Source organism: Ralstonia sp. 22111, from assembly GCF_052045895.1.
GTDB lineage: Bacteria > Pseudomonadota > Gammaproteobacteria > Burkholderiales > Burkholderiaceae > Ralstonia > Ralstonia wenshanensis.
This window is the reverse complement of sequence record NZ_JBQEPR010000017.1, coordinates 1-13,472: the sequence shown is the minus strand read 5'-3', so window position 1 is coordinate 13,472 and position 13,472 is coordinate 1. Positions and strand designations below refer to the sequence as shown.

Here is a 13,472-nt window from a genome sequence, read left to right as displayed (position 1 = left end):
AGTAGATCAGCCGGGTTGAGGTGTGTGTACCGCTTCAGCATCTGCATGCTCCTGTGGCCCGTAATGCTGGCCACTTCCAGCGGATGGAGTCCCTTCTCGAACAAGCGGCTGGCGGCCTCGTGGCGCAGGTCGTGCCAGCGCAGATCTGCGAAGCCATCCTCGCTCTTGACGGCCCGTTTCCAGACCATCACGACTGCATTGCAGCTTGTGCCGAAGACAGGGCCAGTCAGCCTGGATGGGGTCACATCCACGGGGCCGAATCGGCTCCGTTCGCCATCCATCAGCTGATCGCGCTGCCACAGTGCGGCCAGCGCTCTCAGCACGTCCACTGCGCGGCGTGACAACGGCAGCTTGGCCGGTACCCCCTTGTTGTCCGCGCCACGCGCCTCCGGCGGGAACTCGATCATCCGGGTTTCAAGCTTGATCCACTCCCACTGCAGAGCGAACAGGGTGCCTTGGCGCAGGCTCGTCTCGATGGCCAGCTCAAATGCGAGCGGCGCCCACGGATTGTTGCTGGCGGCCAGCTTGCCGCGCAGGGTCTCGAATTCCCCTGGGCGCAAGCGTCGATCGCGCGCACGGCTGCCAGACGGCTTGCGGATGTTTTTGAGCGGGTTGGTAAGCGTCTCGAAGCCCCATTCCTTGCGGGCAATCTCAAACACGTGACTGACAATCTGCAGTTCAAGTCGGATCGTGTTCTCGGCACGGCCATCGGCCCGGCGGGCGTCGCGGTACTTGGCGAAGTCCGACCCACGCAGGCTCGCCAGCGTGCGCCAAGCGAGCTCATGTTTCTGCCAGCGTGCGATGCGGGTTCTTTCCTGTTCGGGGTAGCGCTTGGCAGGAACGACATCACGTAGGTAGCGCTCAAGTGCATCGTTCAGGGTTGTCCGCTCGGCCTCGGTCCGATCGACGTAGGCGCCGATGGTGATTTCGGCCTCCGTGCGCTCCGCCCATTGCTGGGCTTGCTGTCGTGTGTCGAAGGTGCGGTAGATGGGCTTGTGTCCGCGCTTGCGGACTTCGGCGCGCCAGTAGGCGCCGCGCTGACTGATGTATGCCATTCAGGAAAAATACGTTTCTAGAAATTTGCATAAATATTATTGCCAATCCATAGGTTAGTGGAAATTAATTTCGGGTGACTAAGTTGGTGACGAAATCGACTAAAAAAATATATGGATTTTTATCGGATAAGAGTCAAACAACAAATCTAGCCAAAATGTGGGAAATTGGTTTGATTTGCACGGGAAATTTTGGGTAATTTCTGGTTATCGATTGTGTGAACTGGAGTTGAGTTACATGAAAAAAGACCAGGACTTCCGTGCCGCATTTGCCACAATGGACTCGCGCGCAGTGATCAGCCGAGAAGAGCTAGCGCTCCTTCTGTGCCGCTCGCCAGCTGCTGTTTCTCTCATGGACCATCGCGGAAAGCTGCCGCGCCGAGCCTTTCCTACGGAAAGGAAGGCATGTTGGTTTGTTGGGGATGTGCGCGATTGGCTCGATGAGTTGGCAAGCAGTCAGGCCGCCACAAATCAGAGTGAGCAGGCACCAGAACGCCGTGTTGGCCGTCCACGCAAGTCGGTGGTCTGACTAATCAGAGAAAAGGGCGGAGCATGAATGCGCGCGCACCTATTACTCCCGTCGTATCGATGCCTGACAGACCAGATGCGACACGCTTCGAGTTTGTGAGCGCGGGTTCTCTGGTAGCTGGTGTAAAGCAGATCGACTGGCTGGTGGAGGGGTATGTTGAGAGCGATTCGCTAGCGCTGGTTTTCGGCGAGCCGGGACATGGGAAATCGTTTATCGCGCTCGACATCGCTTGCAGCGTCGCCACCGGCACGGAATGGCACGGCCACGTGGCAAAGTATGGTGCCGTTTTCTACATTGCCGGCGAGGGCGGAAACGGACTGGCACGTCGGTTTCAGGCTTGGAGTGAAGCGCGCGGCGCGAGTTTGGCTAACGCGCCACTGTATGTGTCAACTCGGAGCGCCGCTTTGACGGAAAGCGCCAGCGCGAAGACCGTTTTCTCCACCGTGCGTGAACTTGCCGTCGCGACCGGCGAAACGCCAGCGCTAATCGTGGTCGATACCTTGGCCAGAAATTTCGGTGGCGGAGACGAGAACAGCGCAGCAGATATGGGTATGTTCATCTCGAACCTAGATCTGCTGCGTCGGTCATGGCAAGCCACCGTATTGATTGTGCATCACAGTGGCAAAGACGCGAGAAGGGGCGCCCGCGGATCGACCGCGCTGAGAGGGGCGGTCGATGCGGAATTTGAGGTGACTAAAGGCCAAGACGACGTCATCCGCCTTCTCGCCAGCAAGATGAAAGAGGCCGATATGCCGTCGCCCTTGGCCTTCCGGCTTCGAACTGTGGAATTCCAAGATTCAGAGGGGAACCCCATAACCGGCGCGGCCCCTGTGTTGGCTGACGCTATGCCTGCCAGCAAGGGAGGGCGCGGCAAACATCAAGTTGAAATGCTCCGCGTGCTGAAGCAGATGGAAGGCGAGGGTGCACAGGTCTGGGTAAGCGCCTGGGAAAGCAGGATCAAGGAGTCAGGTATCCCGCGGCAGCGGATACATGATGCCAAGAAGGCCTTGGTGGAGCACGGGTTGATCGAATTGCTGGCAGACGGCTGCATCCGTAGCCTGAAATGATAGGTGTCCGGATCGTGTCCGGTTTATGTCCTATTTTGTTCGGTTTGTCCTGTTCTGGTGTGTCCGGTCCGTCCGGTTGCCTATAGGCACCGGACAGGCCGGACAAAACAGGGCTGAGCGACGGCAGAACCGAATTTCCCCTTCGGGTCGGCGCGCACCCCACCCCTGAGGGTGGGTCCCCAGCACCTAAATTCGGGCGCGACGGCGCGCGCGAGGCGGTGTCAGTCGATCGGGCCGGAGAGCTTGCAGGGAAGGGGTTTTCTTGCTTTTTGGTGCGGTATATCTCAATCGTTGCTGGTTCTTTGGCCTGCAGCCCTGTGCCGCTGTGGGCAAGTGTGGGCAAGCGGTGTGCAACGCTTCGGGCAGCCGTTCAGGCTGTCCGGCGTTGTGCAGGGCTTGTCCACACGGGCCGCCGCCAGGCGGCTGTCCATAGCTTGAGTTTGGTACTCACCCTGAAAGACTACACGGAGACGGTCTAGGGCCATACGTAAGGCGGCTGGGGTCGCGGTAACAGCGCAACGGGAGTATGGGCGAGGTTTGCATAAGCCAGAAGTGATAAAGCCCGCCAGGCGATTGCCTGCGGGCTCAGCAGATACAGCTGAAAGGACTACAGTGGCTGCAGGGGGCTAGCCTCCAGCAACTCAAAGATCTTGAACCGAAGAAGCTTCAAAATGGGCTGACGGAAACGGTGGCCCTCGGGGACGCCTGGTGGCACCGTCGAATGAAGGACCGACGGATCTCCGCGCCAGCCGCAGTTGCCGTGACCATCATGAATGATGCGCAGAAGAACGTCCCCATGGGGACGCCCACGCTCATCGAGCGCCCGAAAGTCAAGCACGCCGCACAGAAAGAAGTTCGAGTCGTCTCGGGCGAATGCATGCGAGAAGTTCCCTCGAACCTTCACATGGCTGACCTCGACGTCGATGGCGAATTCGTTCCCCTCAACAGGAAACACATTTACGCCGACAACATCCTGCAATCCACTGAACTCGCCGCGCTTCAAGAGGCAACTCAAGATGACTTGCGCGTACTCGTCAAGGGTCCCGGCGCCATTGGCAAAGTGTTCCGCATAGGCTTCTTCCATTGCATCCCCTCCGTTATCAAGGAGATATAGGATGCCAAATAGAGGCCCAAACAAAAAAGCCCCCAAAAGGTTGGGAGCTTTGTTTTTTCTGAGGACACGCATCCCTCCAAATGGATGCTGTCGCGGTCAGAGTCGGAAACGCCGCAAGGGCTCTGAAAAGGCGGCGTCGCTTGTCAATAGGTCCGCGCGGCCTCCGCTAGTTGCGCTACTTCTTCATCAAACCGAGAACATATTGACGAAGCGGATCTTTGATGCCGGCGCGGTAATACCCAATAAGCGTGTCATATGGGGCTGGCGGACGATCATCAAATGGCCACTTCTTGGGCCATTTCTTTATTTGTGCAAGGAGGCACCAAACAAGAAACCTGCCCATGTGGCCGTTTCCATTTGCATATGGATGTATGGCCAAGAATTCGGTCATGCGATCCATCGCTACATCAATCATGGAGACGAGCAGGTCCTCACCTTTCAGCGTAGACGCCTGCAGGTTCGTCAAATCCTGAGTGATCCTACCAGCAAGGGCTGCCATCTCACTCGCAACATCAGCAGGTGGAGTAGTCGGGATTTTCCTGGTGCCATCTGAAATGATGACTACAGAGTCGAAGAGGCAGCAATTCGGTGTGCCACGATAGTTGCCCGCGTAGAACGAGCACTCCTTCTGCGTCAATCCTTTGAATAGCTTGGCATGAACCGGCCGGGTATCAGACGCGGAAGAGGGCAGGATCGTTCCTTTCCGGAGCCCCACGAGGATATCAAAGCATCTTTCTGGAAGAATTTCGGTTTTTGGATCGAAGCCCTCGTATTCCCAGACGGCACAGGGGCAGCCACCAACGTGTGCGGGGTGCATTTACCTTTTGTATATGCTTTTGACCACCGACCGAGCCCATGCCTCAATGTCCTCGTCTTGGTCCTCATCTTGCTCGGCAAGTACTTCAACAGCCAATGCCCGGACTGCATCACTCATAATGGGTGGCACGCCTGCCGCGAGTCTTTCGCTGGCGGACAACACAGCGTCCTGATCCGTTATCCTGAAGGGAAAGTTGGCAGGCCACGGACCGACCGTAGCGGTAATGTTCGTAACATTGTCAATACAGGTCGTCGAACCGAGGGCGCTAAGATTTCTGCCCCTGAGAAGGTCTACGGCCGCTTGCACCATGTATGACGTCACAAAACGCGTCTTATGTGCCTCGTCAACCAAAATTAGTCCGTTGGTAATCTGCGTGCCAATCGTGTCGTTTTGATCCTCTACGAGCCTTTGTGCAGGCAGGTAGTTGCAAGCGTAGCCGACCATGAATTCCTTGGTCGTCACTGGGCTAAACGGTTGAATCGCCGACGCGTTGCCGAACATCATGTCTGGCACCATGCTAGCCCCCGAAGAACGGCAGGAATTTGTGGATGTCCTCCGACATACTTGCTTGGATATTGCCCACTAGGTCGAGTACCTTGTGAGCAGCGTCGGCATCCGCTACTTCAAATTCCTGGTTTGCATTCCATATTAAGACATCCCGCCCCCCGGACGCCTCACGTACCATGCGACCCGGTCGCACCTCGATTTGGTAGTGCCCCCCAAGCTCGACTGGCCGCCTCAAAAAGAGGCCCGCAACCGCTCCCTCTGAAGTGAAGTCTCCGGCGAGAGGGTTATTGGCAAGCAGCGCGCCACGCATCACTTCGATAAGGGACCTATGTTCATCGTACAGCGAAAAGACGATCGAAATCCCGATCGTCTTGATCGAGATCCCAGCGGCATCCAGGAGCCTTTTTGCGCGCTCCGAAAGAACATTGAGGTTGCCTTGCTCTGCCGAAAAAAACTGTACCCGATCACCGACGATTAGCAGGTCGAACGGCCCGTCGATCTTCACCATCATCGGCAGTTGCACGGATTGGGGGCCAACCTCTTCTTTGGTAACGACACCGTGCTCCGCCAGCCATAGCTGGTTCAGTGCCGGAACGTTAATCGGCTGCCGCGCAATCATCACAATGGCGGCGGATATGATTTCGACCATTTTTCTCGTGGCTGTTGTCGCGCACTCGCGACCTTCGGACGGGGAGCCTAACACAGGACGCTAGCGCCCTTAAGGGGTCGAACGGATAGGCGGCAGCTCCTTACGTTGCTCAAGTATATGTCGGCCCCGCACGTGGCACCTTTAGATATCGGGGGGGCGTCACTCTTCTAGGTCTGCATGATGTAGGTGTAAACCCTTGGTTTTGCGGCTCGATTCGGTGTGAACTGGGCGCCTCCAACCTTGCGGCGCATCGCGACTGAGAACAGTTGTGGCTTGTGCTCGTCCCTTTCGGATGGCGTGCAGTTGATTGCATCGGGGCGCAGTACATGGGGCAGCCCCTGACTTCGCGCGGCTCAGGCGGTGCGCGACGGAGGCCGTGACGTCCTGTCGCCCCAACAAGCGCTCTGCATGCAGAAAACAGGACGAATGCCGCTGTTAATTTTCTTCGCCCTCGACCAATTTTGCTGTCTTCGCAATATTTGACAAATATTCGCAAATATTTGTTGTGGCAGTAGTTTTGCGTCGGAGGTGGCCGTGTCTCTGTCGAAGGAGGGGCGCGCGCCCGGGGGAAAGCGAGCAGTGGGCCCAGCCCTCAGGGGCATCGTGCAGATAGTGTCCCTTGCTGAACGGAGCAACAGGTACTACTGAGACGGTGGTTACCCTCGCTTCTTCGAGCCGACGGCACGCAGGAAATCGTCGGCGTCATCTTCATCAAAGACATTCCTTATGACGAGCCAGATGATCGCGATCACCATCATGGCTATGGCGCCGTAGCCATAGTAGTTGTCTTCCGTCACGGCAAGTGCGAATGCCGTCGGAATGCCAACAAAGACCGTAACAGCAATCCCACTGACCGCTGTACACGCGGCAATCCCTTCGCCGGTGGTTTTCATCGCGCTTGATAGTGGACTTGGTTTCATTTCTGTCGCCGGAGAGTGGACGGTTAGCCGCGGTCGCTGCAACCGCCGGTTTGAACCAGCGTATTGTTGGGATCGTCCGGATTCCAAACACGTTGCGCGGAACCGTCCGAGTATGTATAGATGGTCCAGCCCGGGCAACCGTAGGTAACCGAGACCACATAGGGCACCGCGGGGGCTGGCGGTGGAGGCGGCGCTGGTGGCTGGCATCCGGGCGCACTCCAAACCGTTCCTATCCAAACGGGAGAATTGGTCTGTGTGTAGCCTGCCGGGCACGCCGGTGGCGGAATCGGCCCGTGTTGAATTGGGAATACGCAGGTCGAGTCCTGATAACCAGGAGAGCAGAGCGCTGGCTCTGCCAATGCACTGCGTGCCGCAAGCAGCGAGATGCCCAGCAACGAAAATTTCAAGGCTCGTATCATTTCAATCTCTCCTTTTACCGCCTGAACGCGGGAAACTCGACAAAGTACGGCGTCGCGTAGCCCTTTGCCGACGCGCCACGATAGAGGCAGACCACCTGCCCGACTGCCAACTGTCCGAGCTCGTGAGGGTGGATAACAGCGACGTTTTCGTGCGTGACTGTCACTTGCCCTGAGTTGGCCTCGGCGTAGCGCTTGCGCTCAGTCACACCCACCAAATCGGATATCAACTTGCGCGTCTCGTGGTCGTTGAGCCGAAAGACCGTCTGGACGTCAGCAGATGCGAAGAAAACCGCAGCCGCTCCCCTTCCAAACCGACGTTCGATTTGCTCGGCTGTCTGGAAGTACATCCAGGTTGGGATATGTCGCGAGCGAATGGTGTTCAGCTTTTCGGCCAAGCCAGGGATGGGCGGCATATTGCCCAGCTCGTCCAAGAAGAGCGCCACAGGCTCACGCTGCCCTGCGGTGTCAATCAAGGCGGTCAACAGACCCGCTGCTGCAAATGCCAGGAGCGGACCGAGTGCGCCGATCTTCGCCTCCTCAAACTGCAGAAACAGAGCGACCTTGCCTCGCTTGCCCAGCTCACGAGCCGAGAAATCAGAGTGCCGGAGGGCCGCCTGTACGCTAGGTAAGCCGAGGTAATCCAGTGTGCGCAGACAACCGGTGAGGCCCTGCAAGATCAGCGGATCTGGTTTTGCGCCTGCGAGGCCGGCCGCCATTCGGCGAGCAAGGCGCGCCGCGGTGGCGCTGCTTGAGCGCTCCAGCAGCGCGAGTAGTTCCAGTGGATTCGACTGGCTCGACAGCAGATTGAACGCCGCAGGAAGGCTGCCGCTCGGCTGCGTCTTGACGTGGAACACTGCCGCACGCAACCAGTCGCGCTGTGCTTCCACAAAGGGGGCTTCCTTTGCATCCCGAATCGGCAACAATGCTCCGCAGAGCTCTGTGATGTCAGTTTCGTCATCAACGTCTGCGAGCGGATTCCAGTGATCCGCATCCATCTCGTCCCGCGCGGGATTGACCCGCAACACCCGGTAGCCAGCGGCCCGAAGTGATGGAGCAAGAATCCTATGCAGCTCGGGCTTGAGATCCACAACCGCGAATGACAACCCGTTGCGGCTCGCCTGCAGGATTTGATTGACCAGAAAGGCGGTTTTGCCGGTACCCGGCGGGCCGATGACTAAGCCGCGATCTTCCACTGAGGCATACAGTGGCTTGCCACCGAATCGACCAGCGAAGATGCGCGGTTTATTCGGCGGCGTGCCACGTACGTGCAGGTCGGCAGCGGCCTCGGCACTATCCAGCGAGCGATGGCGATACGTCCAGCGGACGCTGCGCAGCAACCACCACAGCAACGTGGTCACACCAACGCCCACAGCAAGCGCGAATGCGGCTGCAGCCAGCAGTTCGGCTGGCCACAGGCCGAGCTGTCGGCGCTGCGCCAAGGCAAGCGCGTCACCTAAAGCGACGCCATGCCGACCGGCGGCAAGTTTGAACAGTGCGAGCGCTGTGATGACAGCCGCCATCAGGCCGAGCGCAAGCGCGAGGACCATGCTTTTGACTTTGTCGAGCAGCATGCTGCGAGATGCCTTTTGTTGTCGTGTCACGACGACGGTTTTGTCTTTTAACGCGAAGCGTCTCTACCGCGCCAGAAGGGTGAGGTAGTGACGCTTCGCTCTGATGCCGCTATTTGAGCCGCTGCGGCTAAAAAAATTAGTGATGACGCTTGCAATTTTGCATGCGGCAAATTACCTTTTCAACAAATAAGAAAGCCAAATTGAATTAATTAATCTGTAGAAACGTACAGAAAAGTGGGGAAATTAAATGGGCTTTTTTGGTGATGACAAGAGTGCTCAAATTGCAGCGCTTCAGAGGGAAAAGGACGAGTTGGGAGCCAAAGCCAACAAGATCTATTCCGCCTACGTTGAGGCGCGGGGCCGTATCCAACAGTTGGAAGGAGCACTTGCTGTGGCCAACGCAGAGGTGGCGTCCGCCAAGCGACTCGTGGCCAAGGCGCGTGAACGGCAGAAGGCCAGCGTGGAGCGGGCCAATCGCTTTAAGTCGCAGCTGAATAAGCTGGCTTGCCAGGAATCGGTTTAGTTTTTGTCTTTTTCTCAAAAAGGCCACTCTCCCCGAGTGATTTTGTCTCTAGAGCCGCAAGGTGATTGAGTACGTAGGGGTGAAAGGCAATAAGTCCTGCAAGACCAGAAGTTGAGGTAGGTACCGCGGGCGTGTCGTATTTGGTATCCAACACAGTTCATTGATAAACGTGGAAAAAGGAGAACAGCGCAGCAACCAGTAGTAACACAGTAGAGAATGCAGTCGGTTTCTCGACCGGGTTGAAAACGCCAACAGGCGCACCGGCAACAAGCAGGCAGCAGCATCAACTTCAGTAGCACCTAGTCTCATCCTGCCGGGAAGCTCAGGTTTCCCGGCCCCCTCCATGATCTACGGATCATGCGAGCCTTGTTCAACACTTACCAAAGCAATTTCCGGAATTCTCTAGAAATGAAGCATCTCCTGGTCAAAGAGCTTGCCCAATTATGTGAAAGAAACAAGGACGGCAGCTATTCGACCCAGGCAGCCCGCAAGGACGTCTTGATCCTCGCCAGCAAGCAGTTGCTCGCTGGCGGATTCAGGAATCTGGGAGCCCAAGGCCTCAAGCCGAAGCATGTGGTGCACTTGGTGGAGCGCTGGAAGACAGAAGGTCTTGCGGCCGCCACACTAAAAAACCGCATTGCACATCTGCGCTGGTGGGCTGAGAAGGTCAACAAGGCTAGCGTCATTCCGCGCACAAACGCGGCTCTCGGCATCGATCGTCGGCAGTATGTGACCAACAAGAGCAAGGCGTTCGATGTTGCGCCGGAGGTTTTAGTCAAGATTAAGGACGAGCGGTTGCGCGTCAGCATTGAACTGCAGCGCGCTTTTGGCCTGCGCCGCGAGGAATGCTTGAAGTTCCAGCCGATCTACGCGATGGCCGTTGGCGCCGACGCGATCCGGCTAAAAAGCAGTTGGACGAAAGGAGGGCGGGCGCGCGAGATTCCAATCCGTACCCCGTACCAGCGCGAGGTGCTGGCCAGAGCGGCGGCACTTGCCGGCTCCGGCTCCATGATCCCGGAGCAGTTGAGTTACGTCGAGCGTGTCCGACAGTACGAAAACGCGACGGCTCGCGCCGGTTTGTCAAAGCTGCACGGGTTGCGGCACGAGTACGCCCAGCAGCGCTACCAGGAACTCACCGGTTGGAAGTGCCCAGCGGCGGGCGGACCAAGTAGCAGGCAACTGACGAATGAGCAAAAAGCAGTCGATTTGAGCGCTAGGTTACGGATAAGCCAGGAGCTTGGCCACAACCGTGAAGCGATCACTGGCATTTACCTAGGGCGATGACTTTTTAGGGGGGATGTCGATGCATCCGATAGACGTTTATGGAGCCTGGATTTCCGGTCTGACCGGGGATGGCGCAGGACAGGGCGAGCACGAACAAATTGATGTTCTTGTACAAGTGCTAGACCACTTGTTGTCCCTCCCAGCCGCGCAACAGTTGCAGGAATTCGATCGATATGATTTGGCGCTTAAAAATGCGAGAGCTGGGTACGCCGGAGTCTCTACGCTCAGCGATGCACTGGTCGCAGTTTCCTGGAGACTTCAGCAAGGTGTTGGACCGCAACGGGACGGGGAAAGACACTGGATCAAGCGCGCCCTTCATGCAGTCCTAACCCGAGAGCAGCGACATGACTAAAACACTTTCCTCTGCCGAAGTACACCGGCTTATTGCCGAAGAGTTAGACCGACTGTATCTGCGGCGCGCCAGCGAGTGGGCGCTAGCGAAGCCGCGGCCAATTGAGAGTCCAGCACCGGTTCCCGCATGCACCTTGTACACACAAGTGGCCTGCAGAAAACGCCTAGCGACTCCTCCTCGGAACGGCACCATGACAGCCAGCGAACGAGCCAGATTGCTTGCTCAGATATTTTCCATAGCGCGGCGTGTTGGACGGGCGTAGTTTCCGAGTTCGACACGTCAAATGCAGGAGGGTCTGCGGCCACGCGAAACTAGGGCGTTGCATAGGGCACGCCCGGCATTGAAGCTACGCCCCTGATGTAGGGGCGCGCATCATCGCTATTCACAACCTCGGTGACACGCACAGGCGCGTTTTTTGGTGCCCGTGTGGCCCCGTCTCCCGTCCACGTGTGCCCGAGCGCGTTAAACCCATGTTAAAAACGCTCTGGGGAACATTGAACCGGAGGAGCGACCCGTGACGGATACGATGAAAAGGGATTGGGAGCTGGTTCGGACCGTCCTGACGGACCTTGAAGCCCAAGACCCCAATTCAGGAGACGGCTTGACTACGGAGGGTTTCGAGGGATTTTCGGCTGCGGTGGTTGCGTACCACTTCCGCCTTCTTGATGAGGCCGGCCTGATCGTCTCTCGCGAGCTGCGAACTGGCGTGTTTTCGCCTGGCAGCCATACGGCGATCCGCTTGACTTGGGATGGTCACGAATTCCTTGACAAGATCCGTAACGATCAGTTTTGGAACAAGGTCAAGAAGACGCTTGCCGAAAAAGGTGTCTCTCTGGGCTTTGACGCGATCAAAACCGCCGCCACCTACCTCATCAAGACACAGTTCCCCAGCTGAGCCTGATCGAGCCTATTCAGGGCTTGCGCATATGGCAACGCCCGCAAGGTTGCGGGCGTTGTTGTGTAGATGGCTTTCGCATCAGCAATCGTTTTGCCGGTAATTCCTTCAATTCTCAGATGCGGTGGCGCGGTCAACCCTGATTGGATCAGCGAACCACTTGGATCAAGCCAGCTGCCTCGTAAGCGTCGCAGCGATCTGCCCAGACATCCCGCACTGAGGCGATGTCCAGTACATCGATGGTCTTCCAATCACCTTGAAGCGTCTGAATGGTCACGTCCGCGTAGTACGCGGTCGGCGCAGCCATCCCGCTCTTGAAGTTGTTGCCAACCTTGCTGCCGCGCAATGCTCCCTCAATGCGTGCGCCGTTGTGCAGTGCTACCTCAATGATCCCACTGAGGGGCATAGCTCGGGTGATGTCAGAAAGGTGCCGAATTTCGGCGACCGTGGTTGTGAGTCGACTCATAAAAAATTCCTTAGAAAATGAATCCGCGCACCGTTGCGCGGCCTTGCAAGATGGGGGCTCCCGGTGCGGCCTCAAGAGGGCCCGCACCGATTAGAGGGCTGCGCAACGCGCAGTTCTCCGATGGCGCCAAGGGTGTCGTCAGCGGCGACTTTGCCGACTGGGATAGCGCTGACCAGCGCCAGTCTATGGCGTCGCATGCCCGACTGGGTCATTGGCCGCTTCGGTCTAGACGATGCCGACAGGGTCATCCCCGACTATCCCAGCTTGGCAAGTAGATCAGCCGGGTTGAGGTGTGTGTACCGCTTCAGCATCTGCATGCTCCTGTGGCCCGTAATGCTGGCCACTTCCAGCGGATGGAGTCCCTTCTCGAACAAGCGGCTGGCGGCCTCGTGGCGCAGGTCGTGCCAGCGCAGATCTGCGAAGCCATCCTCGCTCTTGACGGCCCGTTTCCAGACCATCACGACTGCATTGCAGCTTGTGCCGAAGACAGGGCCAGTCAGCCTGGATGGGGTCACATCCACGGGGCCGAATCGGCTCCGTTCGCCATCCATCAGCTGATCGCGCTGCCACAGTGCGGCCAGCGCTCTCAGCACGTCCACTGCGCGGCGTGACAACGGCAGCTTGGCCGGTACCCCCTTGTTGTCCGCGCCACGCGCCTCCGGCGGGAACTCGATCATCCGGGTTTCAAGCTTGATCCACTCCCACTGCAGAGCGAACAGGGTGCCTTGGCGCAGGCTCGTCTCGATGGCCAGCTCAAATGCGAGCGGCGCCCACGGATTGTTGCTGGCGGCCAGCTTGCCGCGCAGGGTCTCGAATTCCCCTGGGCGCAAGCGTCGATCGCGCGCACGGCTGCCAGACGGCTTGCGGATGTTTTTGAGCGGGTTGGTAAGCGTCTCGAAGCCCCATTCCTTGCGGGCAATCTCAAACACGTGACTGACAATCTGCAGTTCAAGTCGGATCGTGTTCTCGGCACGGCCATCGGCCCGGCGGGCGTCGCGGTACTTGGCGAAGTCCGACCCACGCAGGCTCGCCAGCGTGCGCCAAGCGAGCTCATGTTTCTGCCAGCGTGCGATGCGGGTTCTTTCCTGTTCGGGGTAGCGCTTGGCAGGAACGACATCACGTAGGTAGCGCTCAAGTGCATCGTTCAGGGTTGTCCGCTCGGCCTCGGTCCGATCGACGTAGGCGCCGATGGTGATTTCGGCCTCCGTGCGCTCCGCCCATTGCTGGGCTTGCTGTCGTGTGTCGAAGGTGCGGTAGATGGGCTTGTGTCCGCGCTTGCGGACTTCGGCGCGCCAGTAGGCGCCGCG

14 protein-coding genes are annotated in these 13,472 nt (G+C 58.0%); 5 read left to right on the top strand and 9 right to left on the bottom strand.

What is annotated here, in order from left to right:
* Positions 1–1,055 (bottom strand): tyrosine-type recombinase/integrase (locus ACTJK4_RS25020; RefSeq protein ID WP_440819210.1); only part of this gene is annotated, 1,055 nt, incomplete at its 3' end.
* Between the two features lie 235 nt (positions 1,056–1,290).
* On the opposite strand from ACTJK4_RS25020, the gene ACTJK4_RS25015 reads away from it, so the two are divergent.
* Together ACTJK4_RS25015 and ACTJK4_RS25010 are read left to right on the top strand one after the other, a co-directional pair.
* Positions 1,291–1,581, top strand: a complete 291-nt coding sequence (locus ACTJK4_RS25015) for a hypothetical protein (RefSeq protein WP_440819209.1) — start codon at positions 1,291–1,293, stop codon at positions 1,579–1,581.
* 23 nt (positions 1,582–1,604) lie between these two features.
* Entirely contained in the window at positions 1,605–2,648 is a 1,044-nt protein-coding gene (locus ACTJK4_RS25010; RefSeq protein ID WP_440819208.1) for an AAA family ATPase, read from the top strand.
* Positions 2,649–3,255: 607 nt separating this feature from the next.
* Here the strand turns inward: ACTJK4_RS25010 and ACTJK4_RS25005 are convergent.
* The 6 genes from ACTJK4_RS25005 to ACTJK4_RS24980 form a co-directional block, all read right to left on the bottom strand.
* Positions 3,256–3,732, bottom strand: a complete 477-nt coding sequence (locus ACTJK4_RS25005) for a hypothetical protein (RefSeq protein ID WP_440819207.1) — start codon at positions 3,730–3,732, stop codon at positions 3,256–3,258.
* A gap of 205 nt (positions 3,733–3,937) precedes the next feature.
* The gene (locus tag ACTJK4_RS25000; protein WP_440819206.1) at positions 3,938–4,579 is read right to left on the bottom strand and encodes a Fic family protein; all 642 of its coding nucleotides are present in this window, start codon (positions 4,577–4,579) and stop codon (positions 3,938–3,940) included.
* Positions 4,580–5,083 carry a hypothetical protein gene (locus tag ACTJK4_RS24995; protein WP_440819205.1) on the bottom strand — a complete coding sequence of 168 codons (504 nt, stop codon included), beginning with the start codon at positions 5,081–5,083 and terminating at the stop codon, positions 4,580–4,582.
* A 13-nt stretch (positions 5,084–5,096) separates the two neighbouring features.
* Entirely contained in the window at positions 5,097–5,735 is a 639-nt protein-coding gene (locus tag ACTJK4_RS24990) for a hypothetical protein (RefSeq protein ID WP_440819204.1), read from the bottom strand.
* Between the two features lie 656 nt (positions 5,736–6,391).
* The gene (locus ACTJK4_RS24985; protein ID WP_440819203.1) at positions 6,392–6,628 is read right to left on the bottom strand and encodes a hypothetical protein; all 237 of its coding nucleotides are present in this window, start codon (positions 6,626–6,628) and stop codon (positions 6,392–6,394) included.
* A gap of 460 nt (positions 6,629–7,088) precedes the next feature.
* A complete protein-coding gene (locus ACTJK4_RS24980; RefSeq protein ID WP_440819202.1) occupies positions 7,089–8,645 on the bottom strand; it encodes a type IV secretory system conjugative DNA transfer family protein in 1,557 nt (518 codons plus the stop codon).
* A 247-nt stretch (positions 8,646–8,892) separates the two neighbouring features.
* Here ACTJK4_RS24980 and ACTJK4_RS24975 point away from each other — a divergent pair, with 247 nt between their 5' ends.
* The 3 genes from ACTJK4_RS24975 to ACTJK4_RS24965 all read left to right on the top strand — a co-directional run bounded on the left by ACTJK4_RS24975 (position 8,893) and on the right by ACTJK4_RS24965 (position 11,699).
* Positions 8,893–9,168 (top strand): hypothetical protein, encoded by a 276-nt coding sequence (locus ACTJK4_RS24975; protein WP_440819201.1) that lies wholly within the window; start codon positions 8,893–8,895, stop codon positions 9,166–9,168.
* 408 nt (positions 9,169–9,576) lie between these two features.
* Positions 9,577–10,452, top strand: coding sequence for a phage integrase N-terminal domain-containing protein (locus ACTJK4_RS24970; RefSeq protein WP_440819200.1), 876 nt, complete (start codon positions 9,577–9,579; stop codon positions 10,450–10,452).
* An 866-nt stretch (positions 10,453–11,318) separates the two neighbouring features.
* Complete coding sequence (locus ACTJK4_RS24965; RefSeq protein WP_440819199.1) at positions 11,319–11,699, top strand: DUF2513 domain-containing protein; 381 nt, start codon at positions 11,319–11,321, stop codon at positions 11,697–11,699.
* 148 nt (positions 11,700–11,847) lie between these two features.
* Here ACTJK4_RS24965 and ACTJK4_RS24960 read toward each other — a convergent pair whose 3' ends face one another.
* Positions 11,848–12,165 carry a hypothetical protein gene (locus ACTJK4_RS24960; protein WP_440819198.1) on the bottom strand — a complete coding sequence of 106 codons (318 nt, stop codon included), beginning with the start codon at positions 12,163–12,165 and terminating at the stop codon, positions 11,848–11,850.
* A 254-nt stretch (positions 12,166–12,419) separates the two neighbouring features.
* The coding region (locus ACTJK4_RS24955) for a tyrosine-type recombinase/integrase (RefSeq protein ID WP_440816796.1) at positions 12,420–13,472 on the bottom strand (1,053 nt) is incomplete at its 5' end.

What these genes read in the sequence shown, in the direction of transcription:
- ACTJK4_RS25015 (WP_440819209.1), top strand. Translation starts at nt 1,291, where the DNA reads ATGAAAAAAGACCAGGACTTCCGTGCCGCATTTGCCACAATGGACTCG.
- ACTJK4_RS25010 (WP_440819208.1), top strand. Translation starts at nt 1,605, where the DNA reads ATGAATGCGCGCGCACCTATTACTCCCGTCGTATCGATGCCTGACAGA.
- ACTJK4_RS25005 (WP_440819207.1), bottom strand. Translation starts at nt 3,732, where the DNA reads ATGGAAGAAGCCTATGCGGAACACTTTGCCAATGGCGCCGGGACCCTT.
- ACTJK4_RS25000 (WP_440819206.1), bottom strand. Translation starts at nt 4,579, where the DNA reads ATGCACCCCGCACACGTTGGTGGCTGCCCCTGTGCCGTCTGGGAATAC.
- ACTJK4_RS24995 (WP_440819205.1), bottom strand. Translation starts at nt 5,083, where the DNA reads ATGATGTTCGGCAACGCGTCGGCGATTCAACCGTTTAGCCCAGTGACG.
- ACTJK4_RS24990 (WP_440819204.1), bottom strand. Translation starts at nt 5,735, where the DNA reads ATGGTCGAAATCATATCCGCCGCCATTGTGATGATTGCGCGGCAGCCG.
- ACTJK4_RS24985 (WP_440819203.1), bottom strand. Translation starts at nt 6,628, where the DNA reads ATGAAAACCACCGGCGAAGGGATTGCCGCGTGTACAGCGGTCAGTGGG.
- ACTJK4_RS24980 (WP_440819202.1), bottom strand. Translation starts at nt 8,645, where the DNA reads ATGCTGCTCGACAAAGTCAAAAGCATGGTCCTCGCGCTTGCGCTCGGC.
- ACTJK4_RS24975 (WP_440819201.1), top strand. Translation starts at nt 8,893, where the DNA reads ATGGGCTTTTTTGGTGATGACAAGAGTGCTCAAATTGCAGCGCTTCAG.
- ACTJK4_RS24970 (WP_440819200.1), top strand. Translation starts at nt 9,577, where the DNA reads ATGAAGCATCTCCTGGTCAAAGAGCTTGCCCAATTATGTGAAAGAAAC.
- ACTJK4_RS24960 (WP_440819198.1), bottom strand. Translation starts at nt 12,165, where the DNA reads ATGAGTCGACTCACAACCACGGTCGCCGAAATTCGGCACCTTTCTGAC.